20 protein-coding genes, 1 other RNA gene and 2 pseudogenes are annotated in these 20,972 nt (G+C 62.7%); 9 read left to right on the top strand and 14 right to left on the bottom strand.

Annotation, left to right across the window (positions count from 1 at the left end; genetic code table 11):
• Positions 1-26: 26 nt before the first annotated feature.
• The 5 genes from modC to NKH49_RS16400 form a co-directional block, all read right to left on the bottom strand.
• Positions 27-1,139 (bottom strand): molybdenum ABC transporter ATP-binding protein, encoded by a 1,113-nt coding sequence (modC, locus tag NKH49_RS16420; RefSeq protein ID WP_352926726.1) that lies wholly within the window; start codon positions 1,137-1,139, stop codon positions 27-29.
• Entirely contained in the window at positions 1,136-1,840 is a 705-nt protein-coding gene (gene modB, locus NKH49_RS16415) for a molybdate ABC transporter permease subunit (protein WP_352539561.1), read from the bottom strand. Before modB ends, modC begins: the two co-directional genes overlap by 4 nt.
• A gap of 15 nt (positions 1,841-1,855) precedes the next feature.
• The gene (gene modA / locus NKH49_RS16410) at positions 1,856-2,647 is read right to left on the bottom strand and encodes a molybdate ABC transporter substrate-binding protein (protein ID WP_352926723.1); all 792 of its coding nucleotides are present in this window, start codon (positions 2,645-2,647) and stop codon (positions 1,856-1,858) included.
• 286 nt (positions 2,648-2,933) lie between these two features.
• Positions 2,934-3,728 (bottom strand): thymidylate synthase, encoded by a 795-nt coding sequence (locus tag NKH49_RS16405; protein WP_023676701.1) that lies wholly within the window; start codon positions 3,726-3,728, stop codon positions 2,934-2,936.
• A gap of 113 nt (positions 3,729-3,841) precedes the next feature.
• Positions 3,842-4,153: a DUF2853 family protein gene (locus NKH49_RS16400; protein WP_023676702.1), complete on the bottom strand. Its 312-nt coding sequence runs from the start codon at positions 4,151-4,153 to the stop codon at positions 3,842-3,844.
• Between the two features lie 161 nt (positions 4,154-4,314).
• Here NKH49_RS16400 and ssrA point away from each other — a divergent pair.
• Positions 4,315-4,670, top strand: a transfer-messenger RNA (tmRNA) gene (gene ssrA, locus NKH49_RS16395).
• A gap of 98 nt (positions 4,671-4,768) precedes the next feature.
• On the opposite strand, the gene NKH49_RS16390 is transcribed toward ssrA, so the two are convergent.
• Entirely contained in the window at positions 4,769-6,559 is a 1,791-nt protein-coding gene (locus NKH49_RS16390) for an acetolactate synthase 3 large subunit (protein ID WP_352926720.1), read from the bottom strand.
• 405 nt (positions 6,560-6,964) lie between these two features.
• Here NKH49_RS16390 and NKH49_RS16385 point away from each other — a divergent pair, with 405 nt between their 5' ends.
• On the top strand, positions 6,965-7,705 hold the full coding sequence (locus NKH49_RS16385; RefSeq protein ID WP_352471608.1) for an SDR family oxidoreductase: 741 nt from the start codon (positions 6,965-6,967) through the stop codon (positions 7,703-7,705).
• On the opposite strand, the gene NKH49_RS16380 is transcribed toward NKH49_RS16385, so the two are convergent.
• Both NKH49_RS16380 and NKH49_RS16375 read right to left on the bottom strand, forming a co-directional pair.
• The gene (locus NKH49_RS16380) at positions 7,659-8,594 is read right to left on the bottom strand and encodes a LysR family transcriptional regulator (RefSeq protein ID WP_352471607.1); all 936 of its coding nucleotides are present in this window, start codon (positions 8,592-8,594) and stop codon (positions 7,659-7,661) included. The two genes, NKH49_RS16385 and NKH49_RS16380, sit on opposite strands and share 47 nt — an antisense overlap.
• 101 nt (positions 8,595-8,695) lie before the next feature.
• Positions 8,696-9,901: a multidrug effflux MFS transporter gene (locus NKH49_RS16375; RefSeq protein WP_023676705.1), complete on the bottom strand. Its 1,206-nt coding sequence runs from the start codon at positions 9,899-9,901 to the stop codon at positions 8,696-8,698.
• A gap of 169 nt (positions 9,902-10,070) precedes the next feature.
• Between NKH49_RS16375 and NKH49_RS16370 the strand changes: the two genes are divergently transcribed.
• From NKH49_RS16370 to NKH49_RS16355, 4 genes are all read left to right on the top strand, one after another.
• Entirely contained in the window at positions 10,071-10,760 is a 690-nt protein-coding gene (locus NKH49_RS16370; RefSeq protein WP_352456524.1) for a TetR/AcrR family transcriptional regulator, read from the top strand.
• Positions 10,761-10,894: 134 nt separating this feature from the next.
• Positions 10,895-11,431 (top strand): SspB family protein, encoded by a 537-nt coding sequence (locus NKH49_RS16365; RefSeq protein ID WP_352539556.1) that lies wholly within the window; start codon positions 10,895-10,897, stop codon positions 11,429-11,431.
• A gap of 18 nt (positions 11,432-11,449) precedes the next feature.
• Entirely contained in the window at positions 11,450-11,653 is a 204-nt protein-coding gene (locus NKH49_RS16360) for a DUF4169 family protein (protein WP_023676708.1), read from the top strand.
• Between the two features lie 20 nt (positions 11,654-11,673).
• Positions 11,674-11,895: a ribbon-helix-helix domain-containing protein gene (locus tag NKH49_RS16355; RefSeq protein WP_352450079.1), complete on the top strand. Its 222-nt coding sequence runs from the start codon at positions 11,674-11,676 to the stop codon at positions 11,893-11,895.
• On the opposite strand, the gene NKH49_RS34925 is transcribed toward NKH49_RS16355, so the two are convergent.
• Positions 11,859-12,182, bottom strand: a complete 324-nt coding sequence (locus NKH49_RS34925; RefSeq protein ID WP_502895654.1) for a hypothetical protein — start codon at positions 12,180-12,182, stop codon at positions 11,859-11,861. The genes NKH49_RS16355 and NKH49_RS34925 overlap by 37 nt on opposite strands.
• A gap of 86 nt (positions 12,183-12,268) precedes the next feature.
• Between NKH49_RS34925 and NKH49_RS16345 the strand changes: the two are divergent.
• Positions 12,269-12,574 (top strand): annotated as a pseudogene (locus tag NKH49_RS16345) (MarR family winged helix-turn-helix transcriptional regulator); the annotation flags it as partial.
• Positions 12,575-12,585: 11 nt separating this feature from the next.
• On the opposite strand, the gene NKH49_RS16340 reads toward NKH49_RS16345, so the two are convergent.
• The 4 genes and pseudogenes from NKH49_RS16340 to NKH49_RS16325 all read right to left on the bottom strand — a co-directional run bounded on the left by NKH49_RS16340 (position 12,586) and on the right by NKH49_RS16325 (position 19,449).
• Positions 12,586-16,731 (bottom strand): AsmA family protein, encoded by a 4,146-nt coding sequence (locus NKH49_RS16340; RefSeq protein WP_352926716.1) that lies wholly within the window; start codon positions 16,729-16,731, stop codon positions 12,586-12,588.
• A 114-nt stretch (positions 16,732-16,845) separates the two neighbouring features.
• Positions 16,846-17,364: pseudogene (locus NKH49_RS16335) on the bottom strand (hypothetical protein).
• Between the two features lie 103 nt (positions 17,365-17,467).
• Positions 17,468-18,025, bottom strand: a complete 558-nt coding sequence (locus NKH49_RS16330; RefSeq protein ID WP_352926713.1) for a hypothetical protein — start codon at positions 18,023-18,025, stop codon at positions 17,468-17,470.
• Between the two features lie 5 nt (positions 18,026-18,030).
• Positions 18,031-19,449, bottom strand: coding sequence for an FAD-binding oxidoreductase (locus NKH49_RS16325; RefSeq protein ID WP_352926710.1), 1,419 nt, complete (start codon positions 19,447-19,449; stop codon positions 18,031-18,033).
• A gap of 119 nt (positions 19,450-19,568) precedes the next feature.
• On the opposite strand from NKH49_RS16325, the gene NKH49_RS16320 reads away from it, so the two are divergent.
• The gene (locus NKH49_RS16320; protein ID WP_352471602.1) at positions 19,569-20,054 is read left to right on the top strand and encodes a thioesterase family protein; all 486 of its coding nucleotides are present in this window, start codon (positions 19,569-19,571) and stop codon (positions 20,052-20,054) included.
• 147 nt (positions 20,055-20,201) lie between these two features.
• Positions 20,202-20,399, top strand: a complete 198-nt coding sequence (locus tag NKH49_RS16315; protein ID WP_023676715.1) for a hypothetical protein — start codon at positions 20,202-20,204, stop codon at positions 20,397-20,399.
• Between the two features lie 72 nt (positions 20,400-20,471).
• Here the strand turns inward: NKH49_RS16315 and NKH49_RS16310 are convergent, their stop codons facing one another.
• Positions 20,472-20,951 carry an Lrp/AsnC family transcriptional regulator gene (locus NKH49_RS16310; protein ID WP_352926790.1) on the bottom strand — a complete coding sequence of 160 codons (480 nt, stop codon included), beginning with the start codon at positions 20,949-20,951 and terminating at the stop codon, positions 20,472-20,474.
• Positions 20,952-20,972 lie beyond the last annotated feature (21 nt).

The following is a 20,972-nucleotide window of genomic DNA, read 5'->3' as shown; positions in this document are numbered from 1 at the left end:
AAACGATATAGCGAATCATCGGCCGTTCACTCATCCGCCTCGGCGGGCAGGCCGGCGCCGGTATTCGCCCGGTCGAAGCTCACCGTCTTGACCACGGCGAACACCTGTCGACCAAGCCGAAGCCCCAGTGTCTGCCGCGACTGTTCGGTGATGCGGGCAAGCACGGTTGCGCCATTGCAGTCGATGCCGATCTCGACCGTAGGCCCTTCGCCCGGCTTTATCGCCACGATCATGCCCGGCAATATGTTGAGCGCGCTGAGGCCAACCGGCTGCTCGGTGGCGATCATCACGTCGCGGGCACGGATGCGGACGCGCACCGGCGCACCGACTGGCGTTGCCAGAAGCGGCACCCGGATCTCGCCCGCCAATGAGCCTAGCACCGTCATGCCGAAGGCTTCGTCGTGGCGCAGAACCGCAGTATCCAGCACGGCACCGCCCTCGCCGCGCTCTTCGGCCGGCAACAGATCCAGCCGCTGCATGATCGCTCCGGTCGGACCGGAAGCGGCGACCTTTCCTTGCATCAGCACCACGACGTCGCTCGCCAGCCGCGCCACTTCGGCGATCGAGTGGCTGACATAGACGATCGGAATTTTCGTCTCGTCGCGCAGCCGCTCGATATAAGGCAAGATCTCGGCCTTGCGCGCCTCGTCGAGCGACGCCAGCGGCTCGTCCATCAGCAGCAATTTCGGACTGGCAAGCAGCGCCCTGCCGATTGCCACGCGCTGCTTCTCGCCACCGGAGAGTTTTGCCGGCCGCCGGTCGAGCAAATGGCCGATCCCGAGCAGTTCGACCACACCATTGATATCGGCGTAACGCTCGGCAGCCGGCGTGAACCAGCGGCCATAGCGCAGATTGCTCGCCACGCTCATATGCGGAAACAGCCGCGCATCCTGGAACACCATGCCGATCCGCCGTTTGTGCTTCGGCACGAACAGACCGGCATCGCTATCAACCAGCACGCGGCCCTCGGCCGCGATGCGACCTTTGTCGGGGCGGATCAGCCCGGCAATCAAATTGATCAGCGTCGTCTTTCCGGAGCCGGAAGGCCCGAACAGCGCAGTCAGCCGCCCGGCGCTTTCGAAGCGGGCATTGACGGTGAAATCGCCAAGCCGGTGGCTGATGTCGACCTGAACCGTCATTCGATGTCCATCCGCCGGCCGACACGCCGCGCCAGCACTTCCGAGGCAACAAGTGCCGCCATCGAGATGACGATCGAGATCAGCGTCAGCCTGAGCGCGCCGGCGTCGCCGCCGGGAACCTGCGTGAAAGTGTAGATCGCCGACGGTAGCGTCTGCGTCTCGTTCGGAATGTTGGAGACAAAGGTGATCGTCGCGCCGAATTCGCCCATCGCCTTGGCGAAGGAGAGGATCGCACCGGCGATCAGCCCGGGCAGGATCAGCGGCAGCGTGATCGTGCCGAATACCCATAGCGGATTGGCGCCGAGCGTGCCGGCGGCCGCCTCGATTTTGCGGTCGACGGCCTCGATCGACAGCCGGATGGCCCGCACCATCAGCGGAAAGCCCATCACGCCGCAGGCGAGCGCGGCGCCAGTCCAGCGGAAGGAAAAAACGATCCCGAAATGTTCGGCCAGGAAAGCGCCGGCCGGACCACGCTTGCCGAAAGTCAACAGCAGCAAATAGCCGGTCACCACCGGCGGCACGATCAGCGGCAGATGCACCAGACCATTGAGCAGCGTCTTGCCCCAGAACTGGCCGCGGGCAAGCACAAGAGCGATCAGGATGCCCGGCGGCAGGCTGGCAATCATCGCCACGGTCGCCACCTTGATCGACAGCCGGACCGCATTCCATTCGTCGGGAGCGAGATCCAGCAGCCAGTTCATGTGCGGTGCCGTGCGTCAGTTGCTCGGCGCGAGGATTGTAAAACCTTGCGCCTTGAAGAGTTCGCCAGCCTTGGCGGATTGCAGGCATTTCAGGAATGCCGGGGTTTCCCTGCTCTTCGAATCCGCAAGCTGCGCGACTGGATAGATGATCGGCGGATGGGTACCCGCGGGGAAAGTGCCGACCACCTTTACGCCAGGCTCCGCATGCGCATCCGTGGCGTAGACGATGCCGAGTGCTGCCTCGCCGGTCGATACCAGTTTTAGAGCGGCGCGGACATTCTCGGCCTGCGCCACCTTGCCTTCGACCGAAGACCAGGCACCGAGCGATTCGAGGGCTGCCTTGCCGTATTTGCCTGCCGGCACAGCTTTGACATCGCCCATGGCAAGTTTGCCGTCACCGACGAGCTTGGCAAGATCGAAACCCTTTTCGATCCTGGTTTCAACCTTGGAATCCCGTGGCGCAACCAGCACGATCTGGTTACCGAGCAGTTTCACTTCGGTTTCGGGCTTGGTCAGCTTCCTGTCGGCAAGATATTTCATCCAGTCGAGATCGGCCGAGATGAACAGGTCTGCTGGCGCGCCGCTTTCAATCTGCCTGGCCAGCGCCGAGCTCGCCGCGTAGGAAATGGTCGCCGGCTCGCCGACATCGGCCTCGCAGGCCTTGTTGACGGCATCGAGCCCATCCTTCAGGCTCGCCGCGGCAAACACGACCACCTTGTCATCGGCATGGGCCGCCGGCACCGCGGCCATCAGGATGGCGGCGAGACCCGCGATGGCAATCGTCGTCGAACCTTTGCGCGCCAGCATGAAACTCTCCTCGTCTCGGAACGCCCGAAGCCGTCCATCGATATATCCATGTGAACATAACAAGGAAAGGCTCTTTACCGCCTACGGCATTCTGAGCTGAGGTTTTCCCGGCCTGCGATAATCTTCGTTGGATACAGCGGCACCGAGGCCGAAGGAAATATTCATATGAAAATCAGCGACCAGGGATTGCGCGTCAAGTCGACGTCGGCCGATCGAGATGGATGCTGACAACGCCCGAGGGCGCAGCCGCAATAGGCAATGTCGATATGCACGGTCGGCTATGGTGCTAGACTGCGATCGGTGCCTTGATCGTCGCGTCGGCGAAATAGTTCTCGAGCCGGAAATCCTCGAAGCGGAAGGCAAAGAGATCCTTCACCTCGGGATTGATCCACAGCGTCGGCAACGCCTTGGGCGTGCGCCGCAATTGTTCGCGCGCCTGCTCGAAATGGTTCGAGTAAAGATGCGCGTCGCCGAGCGTGTGGATGAAATCGCCGGGTTTCAATCCGGTCACCTGCGCCACCATAAGCGTCAGCAACGCATAGGAAGCGATGTTGAACGGCACACCGAGAAAGATATCGCCCGAACGCTGGTAGAGCTGGCAGGAAAGCTTGCCTTCCGATACATAGAACTGGAACAGGCAGTGGCAGGGCGGCAAGGCCATGGCCTCCACCTCGGCCGGGTTCCACGCCGAAACGATCAGCCGCCGCGAATTAGGATTTTTGCGTATCTCCTTCAGAAGATTCGCAATCTGGTCGATGGCGCCGCCATGGCCGTCCGGCCACGACCGCCATTGTTTGCCATAGACCGGGCCGAGATCGCCGTTCTCGTCGGCCCACTCATCCCAGATCGAGACGCCGTGATCGTTGAGATATTTGATGTTGGTGTCGCCGGCCAGGAACCACAAAAGTTCGTGGATGATCGACTTCAGGTGCAGCTTCTTGGTGGTGGTGACCGGAAAGCCGCGGGCCAGGTCGAAGCGCATCTGGTAGCCGAATACCGAGCGCGTTCCGGTGCCCGTGCGGTCGCCGCGATCGGCGCCGTTTTCCAGCACATGCTTCAGAAGGTCGAGATACTGGCGCATCGGCTCCGGTCCGATTCGGGTTGTCAGCCATCATAGCCGAATGACCGTCGGCCGAACACAGCAAAGCGAGACGATTCCAGCAGAAGCCTCACCAGCACCGGCGGCGAGGTTGCTCAGAGCGAGCCGAGCATGCCCAGATCCTTGGCGACGAGGTAATAGAATGTCACCCGGCTCTTGCTGTTGTCGGCCGCCATAGCCTTGCAGGTCTTTTCGATAGCCGCATCCGCCTTGGCACCGTCGGTGACGCCGAGCTTGCCGGCGACCCAGCTGTTCCTGACGCGCTTCAGTTCCTCCGGGTCGGTGCAGGACACCAGCGAGGAATCGCGGTTCCTGAGCGCGATGCCCAGATGCTTGACGATCTTGGCGACCGCGTCGGCATCCGCCGCCGCATCATACTTCTTTACGTCTGCGAGATAATCGGCCATCGAATTTCCCCTCGTCGGCGCCACGGGATCCGGTCGATGAGGATTGTGGCGCGCTGCCGCAAGTATGCGCTAGGTCTCCTCACCGCCACAAAGCTTCGGTTGAGACCGGCTGCAAGTCAACCCTTCATGATCCACTTTGGCACGGACGAAAGTGGCATTCCGGCCTTTCATTTTCCACCGCCAGTCCCTATATTCGCTTCGTCGGCTCGACCGACTATGGCGATAAACAGGCGATGAAATAAGCCGTTCGGACCCGGGGGCGGTACCCGGCGCCTCCACCAAAAACCGCTGCTCAGGAGCGGCTTTTGCTGGGGGCGAAATAGGATCGACGAAGGTGTAAAGATCGTACTTTTGCCCGGCATTGTACCACCGTTATCGGGCTAAACTTATAGTTGCCAACGACAACTATGCGGAAGCACGTCTCGCCGCGTAAGCGGTGCGATAGCTTCAATTCAAGCCCTAGTGGTTCGCACTTCTAGGCGGGGTTCGGAGGTACCTGGCAACAGAAACCTCCATTTCTCCCCCTTTTTGATATGCGCAGCCGCAGGCTCGCCCGATATGTGCAGCTGCGGGCCTGGGCTTTTTACGCCCTGATACGCCCTGGCGCCGCTGCGTTCATACCAGTCCCTGGCTGATCGTTTCGATCGCGCTGCCAAAGGTCTCGTCGGCAGCCTCATGTGACATCTCATTGTGCGCCCTGCCCGTCCTGATCATCGGAAAACAATTGGCGAGCTTGGCAACACGGCAGTCAAGGAGCACCGGCCGGTCCACATCGATCATTTCCTGGATCGCATCATCAAGGTCGGCTGGTTTGTCGCAGCGCAGGCCGACCGCTCCGAACGCCTCGGCCAATTTGACAAAATCGGGCAAAGCCTCGGAATAGGAATGCGCGAGGCGGTTGCCGTGGAGAATTTGCTGCCACTGGCGAACCATGCCCATATATCCGTTGTTCAGGATGAAGACCTTGATCGGCGCGTCGTACTGGACTGCCGTCGACATCTCTTTCATGGTCATCTGAACCGATGCGTCGCCGGCGATATCGATGACGAGGCTGTCCGGATGTGCGATCTGCACGCCCAGCGCCGCCGGCAGGCCGTAGCCCATCGTCCCGAGGCCGCCCGAACTCATCCAGCGGTTCGGCTTTTCCAAGCCGTAGAATTGGGCCGCCCACATCTGATGCTGGCCCACTTCAGTGGTGATGTATGTGTCGCGATCCTTCGTCAGCGCGTAGAGACGCTCCACCGCGTATTGCGGCATGATCACATCCTTGTTCATCTCATATGAGAATGAATTGCGTGCGCGCCAGCCGGCGATCCTTCTCCACCAGTCCTGGAGGCGGCCTCCATCCGGTTTCTGAGGCAATGCGCGCCATAGACGAACCATGTCATCCAGAACATTGCCGACATCGCCTTGTATGCCGATATCGACGTGGACGTTCTTGTTGATCGAGGACGGATCTATATCGATATGGATCTTGCTGGAGTTCGGCGAAAAAGCGTCCACACGCGAGGTCACGCGGTCATCGAAGCGCGCGCCGATACAGATCATGACGTCGCAATCGTGCATCGCCATGTTCGCCTCATAGGAACCATGCAGGCCGACCATCTTGAGCCAGTTCTTGCCGGAGGCGGGGTAAGCCCCAAGGCCCATAAGCGTCGAGGTGATCGGAAAGTCGGTCAGTTGAACCAGCTCCCGCAGCAATCTCGATGCTTCCGGGCCGGAATTGACGATGCCGCCGCCGGCATAAATAACGGGACGGCTGGCATTGGCCATCAGTGCTATCGCCTGGCCGATCTTGCCGATATCACCCTGCAGCTTCGGTCGATAATTTTTCAGCGCAGCGACACCCGATGGCGGGGTGTACACGCCGGACGCAAACAGAACGTCCTTTGGCATGTCGACGAGAACAGGCCCCGGTCGCCCCGACCGGGCGATGTGGAACGCCGTATGGATTGCTGACGCCAGGTCATTGACGTCTTTGACCAAAGAGTTGTGCTTGGTGCAGGATCGCGTGATGCCAATCGTGTCACATTCCTGAAAGGCATCGGAGCCGATCAATGTTGTCGGCACTTGTCCGGACAGACAGACGATCGGTACTGAATCCATCAACGCGTCCTGCAGGGGCGTCACGGCATTCGTCGTGCCTGGGCCTGATGTGACCAGCATCACGCCGACCTTGCCCGTGGACCGGGCATAACCCTCCGCGGCATGGCCGGCGCCCTGTTCGTGGCGCACGAGGATATGCTTGATGTCGTCCTGCTGGAATATCTTGTCGTAGATCGGCAATATGGCCGCGCCGGGATAGCCGAAAATATGCTCCACACCATTGTCTTTGAGTGCGCGGAGAACGATCTCCGCTCCTGTCATGCGGTTGCTCGTATGCTGAATGGAATTATCGCTTGTCATGGTTCTGTCCCGTAGCGTGATGAGGATGGGCTGACGGGGCATCGCCGAAATCGGGCGTAAGAAGAATTTCGGGCATAAAAAAAGGCCCCGTCGGGAGCCTGTTTGTCGCGCACGGGTGGCTGTCGCCGGATGGTTACACCATCCTGCCCGTGCGCTTTCCTACCACTGCAAGAACCATTGCGATCTTCATGATGATCGCTGCTACACAGAAAATCGCGCATCGTCAACGTCTCAGGCTGAGGCGTCTCAGGCTGAGGCGAAAGCCCAAGGCCCTCCCATCATCGGAACCTCCGATGGCAGTATTCGTTTCTTCCCGTTTCCCTTCTTCCACGCCTTTGCGGGACAAGGCCTCAGTTTCTCGCCGCGTGTGGTCATGCCCGGCGAGCTGCCTCATGGAGAGACAAGATGAACCAGGAAACCACACCAAAACACGAACGCATCCTGATCGTTGGCGGCAGTTCCGGTATGGGGCTGTCGCTTGCCGAACAGCAGCTTGCCGCCGGCGCCGAGGTTACGATCGTCGGCCGCTCCGAGGACCGGTTGTCGGCCGCACGGCAGCGCTTGCCTCACCCGGAAAGGCTGAGGACGATCGCAGCCGACGTCACAAGCGAGGACGAGGTCCAGCGCCTGTTCCAGGATGTCGGCACGCTCGACCACATCGTCTCGACCGCCGCCGACGTTACCGGCGTCTATGTGTTGCTTCCCGAGATGGATATCTCGGTGGCGCGGAAAGTGATGGATTCCAAAGTCGTCGGACCGCTTCTTCTTGCCAAACATGGCGCGCCTCGTCTGACGCCCGGGGGATCGATCACGCTGACCTCGGGCATCGCCGCCTATCGTCCGGCGGCGAAAGGCTCGGTGGTGGCAGCCGTTAATGGGGCACTTGGCTCACTCACCTACGCGCTTGCCGTCGAACTGGCGCCGATCCGCGTCAACGTCGTTTCGCCCGGCTGGGTCGACACGCCGATTTGGGATGCCGTCGTCGGCAGCGGAAAGACAGCCGCGCTGGACGCCATGGCAAAGCGTCTGCTCGTCGGCCGGATCGGCCAGGCAGCCGACATTGCCCAAGCCATCACGTCCCTCATGCACAACGGCTTCATCACCGGAACCGTGCTTCATGTCGATGGTGGCCAGCGACTGGTCTAGCGATGGCCAAAATTTCGCGGACCATTGCAAGGAACAGCCGCAGCACCGGCGCTTGAATGCGCCGGTGGCGCCATACCATGGTGACCGGCGTCACCGGGCTGCTTCCGACCCAGGGCAGCACGACGATATTGGCGTCAGCCGCGGAAGCCACCAGACGCGGGACCAGCGCGCATCCAAGACCGCCTTCAACAAGGCTCCGTATCGCGCCCATGCTGGCGAACTCGCCGACGAGTTTTGGACGGTCAGGCAATGTTGCGGCAAACGTTTCGTCGAACATCCGCCTATAGACGCAACCGGGCTGGGTGACGAGGAAGGCCTCGTCGGCCAGATCGTCGGGCGTTATGGCAGAATATCCGGCCAACCGGTGATTTGCCGGCATTATGGTGACGAGCTCTTCTAATGCCACTTGCTCGCTTCGCAGCTCCGGCGCCGCCGCCGGGACGGCTCCGAAATGGAAAGATACGTCCAGCGCCCCGCTTGTCACGCCGGCCCGCAACCCACTGCTATCGTCCGCCCTGAGGTTCAGTTCCACATCGGGATGGCGCCGATGGAATTCCGCCAGCACAGCTGGCAAGCGTGTCGAGCAAAGCGTCTCCAGGCCGCCGACAGTCAGGCGACCGGCAACCGTGCCGCTCGCGTCGGCGACAGCGGAACGGGCTTCGTCCGCGAGGTCGAGGAGATCGTTTGCATAGTCCAGCAGGCGTTGTCCCGCCGCCGTCAGCTTCAAGCCACGCCGCGATCTGTCGAACAGCGACGTGCCTAGATCGCTTTCCAGCGCCTGGATCTGTTCGGTCACGCTCGATTGGGCAAGATGAACCCGCTCGGAGGCGCGTGTGATGTTCAAGGTGGTGGCGACCGCCACGAAGGTTTTGAGATGTCGAAGCTGCATGTCCTGAACCCGTCATATAGGCATAGGCTGCTTTGAACCGGGACCGCAAACGTGAAAAGGCCGGGAACATCGCCCGGCCTTTTTGTCTCGATAGGCGAAGTTTACTCCGCCGGCGCTTCCGCGACGTCCCGGCTGCGGCCGAGCGTTATTTTGGCCAGTGTGAAGGAGATCGCCGCGCAGAGCGTGATGCCCGCCACCATCGGCAGCGGCGTGCCGTCGAAAAACACGCCGGCGACGCCCATGGCGACCGCGCCGATGGCGAAGTGCAGCGTGCCCATCAGCGCCGACGCGGTACCGGCGATCTCGCCATGCTCTTCCATGGCCAGCACCGACGTCGTCGGGATGACCAGGCCGAGAAAGCCGTAGCCGATGAACAGCAGCGCCGCCATCACGTCGAGCCGGTCGACACCCGATGCCATCACCGCGAACAGCACCACCATCGTCGTCGCATAGCCGGTCACCGCGACGCGCACCACGCGCTGCAGCCCGAACCGCTCCGATAGCAACCCGGTCAGCTGCGACATGCCGATGAAGGCAACCGCATTGATCGAGAAGAACACGCTGTAAACCGAAGGCGACAGGCCATAATGGTCGATCAGGATGAAGGACGAGCTCGACAGATAGACGAAGAAGCTCGCAATGCCGAAGCCGGCGATGGCCGTCAGGCCAAGGAAGTTGCGGTCGCCCATCAGGAAGCGGTAGCCGGAAAGTGCCGTCCCGAAGGACGACCCGGCGCGCTCCTCGACCGGCCGTGTCTCCTTGAGCGAGGTCGCCAGCAGGATGGTGGCGAGCACGGCCGCGCCCGTCACCGTCCAGAACACGGCGCGCCAGCCGAAATTCTCGATGATCTGGCTACCGGTCAGCGGTGCCAGGATCGGCGACACCGAAAACACAAGCATCAGCAGCGACATCAGCTTGGCGGCCTCGGTGCCGGTATGCAGATCGCGCACGATCGCGCGCGGCACGGCCATGCCGGCGCTGGCGCCGAGCCCTTGCAGGAAGCGGAAGGCGATCAGCCATTCGATCGAGGGAGCCAGCGCCGAGCCGACGCCGCCGACCATGAACAGCGCCAGGCCGCCGTAGAGTGGCAGCTTGCGGCCGACCATGTCGGAGATCGGTCCGACGACGATCTGGCCGAAGCCCATGGAAAGAAAGAAGATCAGCAGGCTCATCTGCACCGCAGCAGTGCCGGCATGCAGATCCTCTCCGATTGAAGGCAGGGCCGGAAGATACATGTCGATGGCAAACGGGCCGATCGCGGACAATAGGCCGAGCACGACCGCAATGCGGAGGAATTTGGCGTTCATGATAGCAGGCTCTTTCGAATTCTGGGTTGCCGCCGAGGACCGGCGTGTAACCCTAGGACGTTCCATCCCGTGGAGTTCCGACTCTTCTGCGGAACGAAACCCCCTTCGTGCAAGTCCACAAATTTAGACAGGCTTGTCTAATTCGTCAACCACCTCTATATAGTTTTGCATGAAGGCCAACGTCTCTCCTGACATTTTCCCGCCGCGAGGCCACGAGGCCAAGCGCATGTCGATTGTCGATGCCGCCGCCTCGGTCTTCTGCCGCGAAAGCTTTGCCGGTGCCAATATCGACATGATTGCCGCCGAGGCCGGCGTCTCCCGCCAGACCATCTACAATCATCACGGCGACAAGGAAAAACTCTTCGTTGCCATCGTCCGCGACCTCACCGAACGTTGCAATGCCGGCATCTTTGCCACCATCTCCACTTTTCCCGATCAGCCGAAGGATCTCGAGGCCGACCTCATCGCCTTTGCTGTGCGGATGAACCACAACTGCATCTGCAACCGCGACGGCAAATTCCTGCGCAAGCTGATCCAGACCGAGGGCGGGCGCTATCCCGAGTTGTTCGCCGAATGGCGCGAAGAGGGACCGGGCAGGACATGGCCGGCGATCGCCGCCCGCTTCGCCCGCCTCGCTCATGCGGGCTTCCTTGATATCGACGATCCCGATGTCGCAGCGCGCCAGTTCATGGCGCTTGCCAATGCCGAGTTGCAGACGACATTCATGCTCGGCGGTACACCGACCGAGGACGAGGTGGTTCAGTCGGCGACAAATGGCGTGCGCACCTTCCTGCGCGCCTTCGGCAAGCGGCAGCCTATGGCCCGGGCGAGCAAACAGGGCGCGCTCGCCAGCGCTTGACGATCAAAGCCGTTTGACGATCAAATCGTCGCCAATGGGCTTCGCTTCCGCACGCCGGCGATCTATATCCGGTTTACGCCGCGCTCAAGCTTGATTACAGCTATCAGGACGATTCAACGGAACCCGACAGCCACATGGCCGACGACCACATCCGCTACGACATTCTGGCCCAGGAGGCGTTGCGCGGCGTCATGCGCAAGGTCCTGGCCGAAGTCGCGCGCACCGGTCTCCCGGGCAACCATCATTTCTTCATCACCTTTCTCACCGGCGCGCCGGGCGTGCGCGTGTCGTCGCGGCTACGCGAGCGCTATCCCGAACAGATGACCATCGTCATCCAGTTCCAGTATTGGGACCTGAAGGTGAGCGACACCGGCTTTGAGGTCGGGCTGTCGTTTTCCGACGTGCCGGAGAAACTGGAAATCCCGTTCTCGGCCGTACGCGGCTTTTACGACCCGTCCGTCAACTTCGAGCTCGAATTCGACGTCAAGACCGATACCCCGGCGGAACAGGAGACAAAGGCCAAGCCTGCTCCCGAACCGCTGGCCATCGTCGCCGAGAAAAAGCCCGAGTCGAAGAAGAAAACCGCCGAGGCGGAAAAGAAGCCTGCCGCGGCCGACGCCGTCGCCAAGGGCGCCGACGTGGTGTCGCTTGACGCCTTCCGCAAGAAGTGACCCGACGGGCGGCGTGACATGGCCGAGATCGTCAATCTCCGTCAGGCACGCAAGCAGAAGGCGCGAGCCGAGAAGGAGCGCCTGGCCGAACAGAACCGGGCGCTGCATGGCCGTTCCAAACCCAGCCGGGATCGCGACCGCCTGATCGCCGACAAGGCCGATAAATTCGTCGCCGGCCATCGCCGCGAAAATTCGGGCGATTCGGACAAATCCGATGCTTGAAGTGTGAGTAGGATCGTCTCGTGAGCCCGGTGGAAAAACGCTCGGTCACCATTCGCGGCCACCGCACCAGCTATTCGCTCGAAAAGCCTTTTTACGACGACCTGGTCGCCATCGCGGCCGTGCGAAAACTGACGCTCGCCGCCCTTGTCGCCGAAATCGACGAGAGCCGCCCGCGGGATGCCAATCTCTCCTCGGCGCTCCGGCTCTATGTGCTGGATTGGGCCAAGCGCGGCAAGTTGTAGCCTTCAGGCAACGCTATCCTGTTTCCGGCGCCGGATACGGAAGCCCAGCAAAGCCGAACGGTCGCGTTCTTCGGCCTGCCAAGCGGCGTATCCTGCAGTTTCAGGTCGGCGAGCGTGAACTGGCCAAAATAGGCGATGTTCGTGGCAAGCCGGATCAGCTTCAAGAGGGCAATGCCGGCAAACAACCCCGCCGTCGCAACCACCACCGCTATGCCGGCAATGAGCAGCACCCGGGCATCGGTGGTAAAATCGCGCAGATGGCTGGGGTTGGCGTGATCGGACTTCATTTGCAGACCTTGCTTTCTGGCGGCGTGCCGACTTGCGGATGGGTCGCCGGCCGTGCCACCGAAGATGGCGGGCACGAGCGATGTTGGTGACACCACGCCAGCATCAGGCCCTGCTTGCAATCAAAGGGTTCCCCGGCGGAGGGCCAGTGACCATTGGCGACCTGGCGGAGCGCCTGCGCATCCGCCATCACAGCACAGTGGAATTGGTCAACCGTCTTTGCGAAGCCGGGCTGGTCGCGAGGGACCACGACGAGGAGGACCACCGCCGCGTGCTGCTGCGGCTGACCGAGCGCGCCGACGACAGTCTCGCCGATCTGTCAGCCGCTCATCTCGACGAACTCGGGCGGATCGAGCCGATGCTGAAGCGCTTGCTTGCTGGAGGCGACACATAAGGGATGCGCCGTCACCCGCCATTCAGCGATTTCAGCAGATCGTCGATCGACGAGGGATCGAGCTTGAGCTTTGGCGGGGGCTGCACTGGCGGTGGCACGTTGTTTGCGGCCGGTGGCTCCCGTTCCGCGCGCTCCGCCGCGGCCTTGCGTTCGGCGTCGAGCCTTGCCTTCTCTTCCGAGGCGATCCGCAACGCCTCTTCCGCCCTCTGGCGTTGCTGTTCTTCGGCCTGCGCGGCTTCCTCGGCAGCCTGTTGCGCCGCCTTGGCTTTGGCTTCGGCATCCGCTGCGGCCTTTGCAGCCGCCTCGGCTTTCGCCCTGGCCTCGGCTTCGGCTTTCGCCGCTGCATCCGCCTTTGCCTTGGCTTCAGCCTGCGCCCTGGCCTCCGCTTCGGCTTGGGCCTGCGCCTCAGCTTCGGCCTTTGCCTTGGCGTCCGCTTCAGCTTTCGCTTTGGCCTCAGCCTGCGCCCTCGCCTCCGCATCCGCCTGTGCCTTGGCGTCCGCTTCAGCCTTCGCCTTGGCTTCAGCCTGCGCCCTCGCCTTGGCTTCAGCCTGCGCCCTCGCCTCGGCTTCGGCCTGGGCCTGAGCCTCGGCTTCGGCCTTTGCCTTGGCGTCGGCCTCGGCCTTCAGCCGCGCTGCTTCCTGTTGCCTGCGCAGTTCCTCCGCCGCTCTTTCACGCTCGGTTTGCAGCGCAGCGTAGTAGCGCACCTCACGCCGCAGCCTTTGTTTCTCGAGCAGTGCGGCTTGCATGGCTTCGACCCGCTGCTGCTCCTTTTCCAGCGCACGCTGGGTCAGGAACTGTGCCAGCGGCTCGCTGTCGAACTGCCGTTTGGTGGCGCCAAACGGCCCGTCGACGCTGAAATTCAAAATCGGTTCGGAGCCGACCAGCGCCTCATCGCCGGGCCGGTAGGCGATCTCGCCCTTGGCATCGACGGTGCTGGTGTTCAGATCGGCGGTGATGTCGGCGGACAGCGTCGCGCCCGGGCTTTCGAATTTGACCGGCGGCGCCCTCAGCGTGCCGCCGGCGATGGTGAAGGCAATATCGGTGTCCTGCGCCGGAAAACTGCCCGCCGCGGCGATCTGCGGCACAAAGCCGGCGGTCTTCGACGCGTCGATATCGCGCCCTATCGCGTCGGCCTTGGCAATGAATGCGCCAAAGGCATCGGGATTGAAGCCGGCAATAGTCATGCCCTTCAGCGTCGCCGTGCCGGAACCGGACAGCGCCGCAACCATCGCGTCGACCGATTTGCCGCTGGTCGAAAGCGCCGTCGAGAACTCGCCGCTTCCGCTGATGCCGGCCTCCGGCAGCACGGCTGCCAGATCGGCGCCGGCGAGTTTCATCTGACTGGAGAAAAGCCCGGTGCCGTCATTGTTCTTGAGCTCGAACAGGCCACTCAACGCGCCGCCGAGGAACTTTGCCTTGAGGTCGGAAACGCGGATGCCCTCCTGGTCGAGCTGCAGCGACAGCGCAGCGTCATAGGCGGTGGCAAGCGGACCGGCGGCAAGCGACGCCGCCGTCAGATCGAGATCGGCGGTAAATGGCAGACTGGATTTCTGGCTGAACGGTGCTGTCGGCCAGGTCCTGTCGTTGACAAGGAAGGCCTGGTCACCGAACAGCATCACCGCCATCGGATCGAGGTCCAGCTCGTCCAGCGACAGCGCGCCGGCAAGATGCGGCAGCCCCTCTTTGATGTCGATATTTACGTCACCGGAGACCGCCGCTTCGTTGACGGCGCCGCTGAGGCCGCTCAGCACCAGGAGACCATTGCCGTAATCGGCATCGGCTGCAAGCGACGTCGACATGCCGGTGCCCATGCCGGGCAGGCCAACGCCGGTCGTCATCAGCCATGGCTCGATGTCGGCCGTTTCAAGGCTGACCTTGCCCTTGGCGGCCGCGCCTTGAGCCGTGTCGGCAATTGTCCCGTCGAAACCAGCTTTGAAGTCGTTGCCGGCCAGGCTGAATCGTGTCGCCAGGCCACCGCCGAGCGTGCCTTTGGCCGAGACTTCGGTGGTCGCCTCGCCGAGCATGCCGAGCGGCAGTGCCGGCAGACCGTAAAGCGCCAGAAGCGCGGTGGCGTCGGCATTCCTTGCGTTGAAGGTCAGCGTCACCGGCGCTTCGAGAGGCCGGTCGAGCGCCCCTTTGCCGGACAACGACGCCGAAAAGGCCGAGCCACCGGCCTTGCCCTGTGCGCTCATTGCCAGTCCAGTCGTACCGTCGCCATTGTCTGCGGCACTCGTGACCGCATCGATACGCGCATCCTGGAACAGCTCGGGATAGGCAGCAGCACGCTCCGCCAGGCCCTTCAGCACTGCATTGTCGGGATAATGCTGGACGGCGACGTCGATCAGCGGCTTGAGGTCGACGGCGATCACCGAGGCGTCGAGCTTGCCGGTCGGGCTCGCCGGGAAATCCTTGATTCGACCGGTAGCGCTGATCGAGGCGCCGGCAAGTCCGCCGACCGACAGGCGATCGATCTCAAGCAGCCCATCGCGCAATCTAAGCGCGGTGTCGACGCTATCGGCGGTCAACCCGCCGGCGCTGACCGGCCCGGCCTTGATCTGGAAATCGAGGTCGCGGTCGGAAAAGCGGTTGGCGCCCTTGTCGCTGACGAAGATCGAGGCGAAGGCGGCGAGCCCGTCGACATCGAGTTCGCCACCTTCCAGTTGCATCAGCACCGATGGCCTTGTGTCGTCGGGCTGGCTGGAATCGATGCGGCCGGAGAACTTCGCCTTGCCGAGGATGAGTTCGAGATCGCTGAAGGCCTGGTGCTTCTCGCTCAAATCCACCTTGGCCTTGAAGCCGGCGGCCGGCAAGCGGCGGATCGCCTCGTCGACGTCCTTCGACAGCCATGCGGCGAAGCCGGAGGGCTGCGCCACCGCCAGAAGCAGCGATCCGGTGAAACCGAAATGGTCCTCGACGCTGACCATGCCGTTGGCTTCCAGCTTGGCGCGGCCGGGCAGCGTGGCGGCCAGCGATTTTACCGCCCAGCCGCCCTCGGCTGGCTCGGCGGACAGGTGCACGTCGCGAACGGTGGTATCGCCTGCCACCACCGCCGGCAGTTTCACCTCGACCGTGCCCGGTATGGTCGGCTTCGGCAGGTCGAGCAGCGCCTGCTCCAGCGCCGCCACCCGCTCGGACAGCGTCAATCCGGCACCGGCCGCCGCCCCCACGGCCTCGTCGAACTGCACCTGCGCGCCATCGGCCTCGATCGAGAAATGCGGCTTCAGCCCAAGGTCGACCGCAGCCTTGCCGTCGGCAGTGTAGGGATTGTCGCGCGGCCCGGTCTCGAAGCGGAATTCGTCGACGCCGAGCTTCTGGTGGTCGAGCGAAAACTTGCCGTTCAGCCTGAAGCCCGGGTCCGGTTTGCCGGCGCTGACTTTCAGCGCCTCGCCGCCGGTGCCCAGCTGCCGCGCCGCAGTCTGGTCTGCGCCCGATATCTTGAACTGGCCCGAATAGACGGCGGCGCCCTCGACGAGGCCCACATTGCCGTCGGTCTCGATGACCAGCGGATAGGCGTCCGGATCGGCCTTGAGCCTGAGCCGCATTTGCCCGTCCGGTTCGGCCTTGCCGGTGGAAGCGGCGATCGTCGTCCGCAACCCGTCCAGCAACAGCGAGCCGTCCAGCCGCCAGGGGCCGGCCAGCGACTTGGCCGAGATCGTCGAGTTGATCTCGGAAATAAGATGGCTGCGCCCGCCGGCGGCGTGGCTGAGCGCGATCTGTCCTTCCGTCACCGTCAGCTTCTCGATGGAGATCTGGCCGGGATCGAAGGGCGAGGACGGCCGTATCGTCCAGTCGACCGTGCCGTCGGCGGCGATGTCAATCGTCGCCTTCGGCCTCACCAGGCGCATGTCGAAGATCAGCACCTCGCCGCGCAGGAATGGCGCGAGTTCTGCATCCATCGAAAAGGTTTCGACGGTCATCGCCGGCTGGCCGTTAGGGCCACCGGCAACGGCGACGTTGGAAAAGGTCACCGAGGGGAACGGCAACAGCCTTGCCGTCGCATCGCCTCGCACGGTCACCTTGCGGCCCAGAACGGCACTCGCCTCGCGCTCGAAATCGGCACGGTAACCTGTCCAGTCGACAAAGTACGGCACCACCAGCGCCGCACACAGCACCAGCACGAGAAGCCCACCGAAGATCACGAACAGGCGTGCGAGCATAAACTCCTGGATAGTTGATTGAAAGTCAGTGGCACTCTACCCGCATCAGCGTGTCGATAAAGAGGCAATTCCCGCCAGACTGGCTCCAGAGCAAAAGAAGGTAGCCGAGAAAACTCAGCGCGCGTCGCGCTTTGCTTGCGCCACCTTTGCCGCCTGCCGCTGCCGGCCGCGTTCCATCGGTCGGATCAGATTCTCTGGCCGCCGGCTGGCGACCGCGCGCATGCCTTTGTGCACGGTACGCGTGTTGAACTCGGGCCCGTCCGCGGCAGCGCCTTGCTCATGGACAGCGCCTTGCGTGCATTCTCGACCAGCGAAACACACGCCAACAGTTGGCGGCGGCGTTCGGTCTCGCCATTGAGCCGTCGCATGGCCATCGCCAGCACTGCAAGCTTCAACTGCGAGCCGCCATCAGCTTTGAGGCGGCAGTCCCCTTCGGCGAGCCTTTGCCGCGTATTTCGCGTCGGCGCCGATGCGCCTCGGTCTGCGCCTCGTCGCGCCGTTCTCTCAGCAGCTTGACCAGGCCGGCAAGCTCGGCGTCGGCATGACCCTGCACCGCCGGATGGTGCGATTCTGGACCAGACCGTGCTCGTCGGCGCTCAGTGCCCGAGCCTCTTCCTTGCACGAAATCGCCATGACACCGCTCCTCCGTTGGTGAAGACCGCTTCTTCCCGGTTCTCTTGGGCCGAAGTCTGCGACCAAACGGCGATGCGATCAAGACACATGGAAGTCTCGGCGATCAACCGCGTCTCAAAAGCCGTGTGAAAAATCCAGTTGGTTTGACACGATGCGCTGGAACAGAATGGCCAACGCTCTCCATCAGTGCGCTCAACACCGCTCCCTCGCGAACACTAGTCGAGAAACTCTTAGCGATGAATTCCAGCGTCGAATCTTGAAACGTCAGGATGAAATGGCGACAGCCTGAAAACAGCTCAGGGGTATGGGATGGGTGAACCCGATTTGCCCTTTGCAGAGAAGCGATCCAGGACGAGTTGAAAACTTCGAACGCGGAATATGGCTTCAACCCGAGCCCATAAAGCCGATGCCCGTTGATGGCTTCGTCATTCGGCGGGCCGAATTGCAGTGCCAGATAAGGATCCGCCGTCAGGATTGCGATGGGCTGGTTATCCGTTGCCGGCGAAACCGAACGCGGATTCGTGCTATCGAATGACGGCTCCGGCCTGTTGGCGAGGTAGGCGATGAGCAGCTTGCCTTCATCCGCAAAGACGTGAGGCAACGGTGCACCGGCGGACGACGGTGGCACCTCGATTGGCAGAAGTGTCTCAAGGGCGGCCATACCCCTTACTTCCCCACGCCCGGCAATATCTTCCCCGGGTTCATGATGTTCAGCGGGTCGAGCGCCTGCTTGATCGTGCGCATGATGTCGACGCCATGGCCGAGTTCATGCCGCAGGAAGCCGATCTTGCCTTGCCCTATGCCATGCTCGCCGGTGCAGGTGCCGTCCATGGCGATGGCGCGCAAATTGAGCCGCGCCACGAATTTTTCGGCCAGCGCGATCTCCTTCGGGTCGTCCACGTCCATCAGCACCAGCACATGGAAATTGCCGTCGCCGGCATGGCCGACGATCGGCGCGATCAGGCCCATCTCGGCGATATCCGCCTCGGTCTCGGTGACGCATTCGGCAAAGCGCGAGATCGGCACGCAGACATCGGTCGACAGACCCTTGGCGCCCGGCCGCAGCGTCAGCGACGACCAGTAGGCATCGTGCCGGGCTTTCCACAATTTTGTCCGCTCTTCGGCGACGCTGGTCCACAGGAACGGACCGCCGCTATTTTCCTCGGCGATCATGCCGAAGGTCTCGGCCTGTTCGGCGACGCTGGCATCGCTGCCGTGGAACTCGACGAACAGGCACGGGCTCTCCGGATAGTCGAGCTTCGAATAGGTCTTCATCGCCCGCATCTGCAGCGCGTTGACCAATTCTATGCGCGCCACCGGAATGCCCATCTGGATGGTCGCGATCACCGTGTTGCACGCCGCCTCGAGGCTGGGAAACGGGCAGACGCCGCCTGAAATCGCCTGTGGAATACCCTGCAGCTTCAAGGTCAGCTGGGTGATGATGCCAAGCGTGCCTTCCGAACCGATCAGCAGCCGCGTCAGATCATAGCCGGCCGAGCTTTTCTTGGCGCGCTTGCCGGTCGTCACTGCTTCCCCGTCGGCCATCACCGCCGTCAGCGACAGGACGTTCTCGCGCATCGTGCCGTAGCGCACCGCGTTGGTGCCCGACGCACGCGTCGCCGCCATGCCGCCGAGCGAGGCGTTGGCGCCCGGGTCGATCGGAAAGAACAGGCCGGTGTCGCGCAGGTGCCGGTTGAGATCCTCGCGCGTCACGCCGGGCTCGACGGTGCAGTCGAGGTCCTGCGGATTGACCGCAATGATGCGGTTCATGCGTGACGTATCGAGCGAGATGCCACCGCCCGGCGCATTGGTGTGGCCTTCCAGCGAGGAACCGACGCCAAAGGCGATCACCGGCACGCGATGTGCCGCGCATGCGCGCACGATCTCCTGCACCTCCTCCGTCGTCTCGGCAAAGGCGACGCCGTCCGGCGCCTGCGTCGGGATATAGGTCGTGGTGTGCGCGTGCTGGGCCCGGATCGCCTGGCCGGTCTGGAATCGCTCGCCGAGCCGCTGCTTGAGGATGCCGAGTACGGCGGCAATGCCTTCTTCGTTGCGCTCGACCGGATTGAGGTCGCTTAGAGTCATCGATTCCTCCGCGAATGGACCAGCGTCCACCCTTGTTCTGCATCTACGGATGCGTAGTCTCACCAACCACGCTCTGTCCAGTCCACGCTCATCCCGGCATGACGAGAAGGAAGTTTCCGATGCCCATCCCCGCCCCTTTCGTCTCCCGCGCCATGGACATCGAGGAGGCCTGGATCGACTACAACGGCCATCTCAACATGGCCTACTACAACGTGCTTTTCGATCGTTGCTCCGACGAAGCCTTCGAGATGATGGGGATGGGGCCGGATTACGTGAAAGAACGACGGCTGACCATCTACACGGCGGAAGTCCATGTCTGCTACGTCCAGGAGTTGCATCTCGACCACAAGGTCACCGTTTCGTTCCAGCTGCTGGACCATGACGAGAAGCGGCTGAGGGCCTATCAGGAAATCCGTCATGTCGACGGTTGGCTCGCCGCCACTTCAGAAACATTGTCGCTGCACGTCGACATGGCTGGCCCGAAGGTAGCGCCCTTCCCCGCCGACGTCCTGGCCAGGGTGGAAGCGATGCGCGCCGCCCATGCCGCCCTGCCGATGCCGGAGCGCGCCGGCCGCTCGATCGGTATTCGTCGTAAGCCGGCTTGAACCGCAACCCAACCGCCGTTAACCTTACCGAGGTTTTAACGTGAACAAGCCGAATTGAGACGTTGAACGACTCAGCGCGGCGTTGGAAAACCGTCCGCATCGAATTGCGATACGGGCGGCGGAGCAGCAGCGGTTCGGGGAACGTGCATGAAAACCGACATCAAGGTCGAGGCGGACAGGCTGGCGGCTGATCCACGCATCACCGACTATGATTTCTGGCGCTCGCTGAAGAACCTCAACAACGAGATCTTCCACATCGCCAACAACAACGAGCCGATCCCCTTCGCCATGATCCGCTGGCGCGCCATCCTGAAGCAGGCGCGGATGAAACGCGGCCACGCCTGAACGGTGGGGGAAGAAACAGACCGGCCGTCCGGTTTGCATTTCTGATGATGTGCTGACGAACGATCCCAAGTGTCAAGGCTGGCGCTTCACCGCCCCCAGCGGCGATCGCGGCACGACCGGCGACGACTGGATGATCGCCGTATTGGTCATCGCGAACGGAATGATCCGGTCGATCACCCGCTCGAGCTCGGCCACCGAGGCGACATGCGCCAGCGCGATGAAACAGTCTTCACCGGCGACCCGGTCGCATTGGGCGATTTCCGGTAGGTCGCGGATGATTTCGGCCACGACAGCGAGCTGGCCCGGCACCGGCCTGATCCGCAGCCACGCCGACAATTTCATGCCGAGCGCGGCCGGATTGATGCGCACCGTGTAGGCCTCGATCACGCCGCTCTCCTGCAGCCGCTTGATGCGCTCGGCCACGCTCGGCGCCGACAGGCCGACCGAGCGCGCCAGTTCGGCGGTGCTGGTGCGCGCGTCCTCTTCCAGCAGGCGCAGGATTTTCAGGTCCGCCGGATCCAGATCGCTATTTTCATTTCGAAGGCGTTTCAGCGCAATGCTCCTTGCTTTCGG

Source organism: Mesorhizobium sp. M1088, assembly GCF_040318575.1.
Taxonomy (GTDB): Bacteria; Pseudomonadota; Alphaproteobacteria; order Rhizobiales; family Rhizobiaceae; genus Mesorhizobium.
This window is presented reverse-complemented; position numbering and strand designations above follow the sequence as displayed.

Coding starts and splice junctions, on each gene's coding strand:
- NKH49_RS16360 (WP_023676708.1), top strand. CDS start 11,450: ATGGCCGAGATCGTCAATCTCCGTCAGGCACGCAAGCAGAAGGCGCGA.
- modA (WP_352926723.1), bottom strand. CDS start 2,647: ATGCTGGCGCGCAAAGGTTCGACGACGATTGCCATCGCGGGTCTCGCC.
- NKH49_RS16320 (WP_352471602.1), top strand. CDS start 19,569: ATGCCCATCCCCGCCCCTTTCGTCTCCCGCGCCATGGACATCGAGGAG.
- NKH49_RS16380 (WP_352471607.1), bottom strand. CDS start 8,594: ATGCAGCTTCGACATCTCAAAACCTTCGTGGCGGTCGCCACCACCTTG.
- NKH49_RS16330 (WP_352926713.1), bottom strand. CDS start 18,025: ATGGCCGCCCTTGAGACACTTCTGCCAATCGAGGTGCCACCGTCGTCC.
- NKH49_RS16315 (WP_023676715.1), top strand. CDS start 20,202: ATGAAAACCGACATCAAGGTCGAGGCGGACAGGCTGGCGGCTGATCCA.
- NKH49_RS34925 (WP_502895654.1), bottom strand. CDS start 12,182: ATGAAGTCCGATCACGCCAACCCCAGCCATCTGCGCGATTTTACCACC.
- NKH49_RS16365 (WP_352539556.1), top strand. CDS start 10,895: ATGGCCGACGACCACATCCGCTACGACATTCTGGCCCAGGAGGCGTTG.
- NKH49_RS16400 (WP_023676702.1), bottom strand. CDS start 4,153: ATGGCCGATTATCTCGCAGACGTAAAGAAGTATGATGCGGCGGCGGAT.
- NKH49_RS16385 (WP_352471608.1), top strand. CDS start 6,965: ATGAACCAGGAAACCACACCAAAACACGAACGCATCCTGATCGTTGGC.
- NKH49_RS16375 (WP_023676705.1), bottom strand. CDS start 9,901: ATGAACGCCAAATTCCTCCGCATTGCGGTCGTGCTCGGCCTATTGTCC.
- NKH49_RS16390 (WP_352926720.1), bottom strand. CDS start 6,559: ATGACAAGCGATAATTCCATTCAGCATACGAGCAACCGCATGACAGGA.
- NKH49_RS16340 (WP_352926716.1), bottom strand. CDS start 16,731: ATGCTCGCACGCCTGTTCGTGATCTTCGGTGGGCTTCTCGTGCTGGTG.
- modC (WP_352926726.1), bottom strand. CDS start 1,139: ATGACGGTTCAGGTCGACATCAGCCACCGGCTTGGCGATTTCACCGTC.
- modB (WP_352539561.1), bottom strand. CDS start 1,840: ATGAACTGGCTGCTGGATCTCGCTCCCGACGAATGGAATGCGGTCCGG.
- NKH49_RS16325 (WP_352926710.1), bottom strand. CDS start 19,449: ATGACTCTAAGCGACCTCAATCCGGTCGAGCGCAACGAAGAAGGCATT.
- NKH49_RS16370 (WP_352456524.1), top strand. CDS start 10,071: ATGAAGGCCAACGTCTCTCCTGACATTTTCCCGCCGCGAGGCCACGAG.
- NKH49_RS16405 (WP_023676701.1), bottom strand. CDS start 3,728: ATGCGCCAGTATCTCGACCTTCTGAAGCATGTGCTGGAAAACGGCGCC.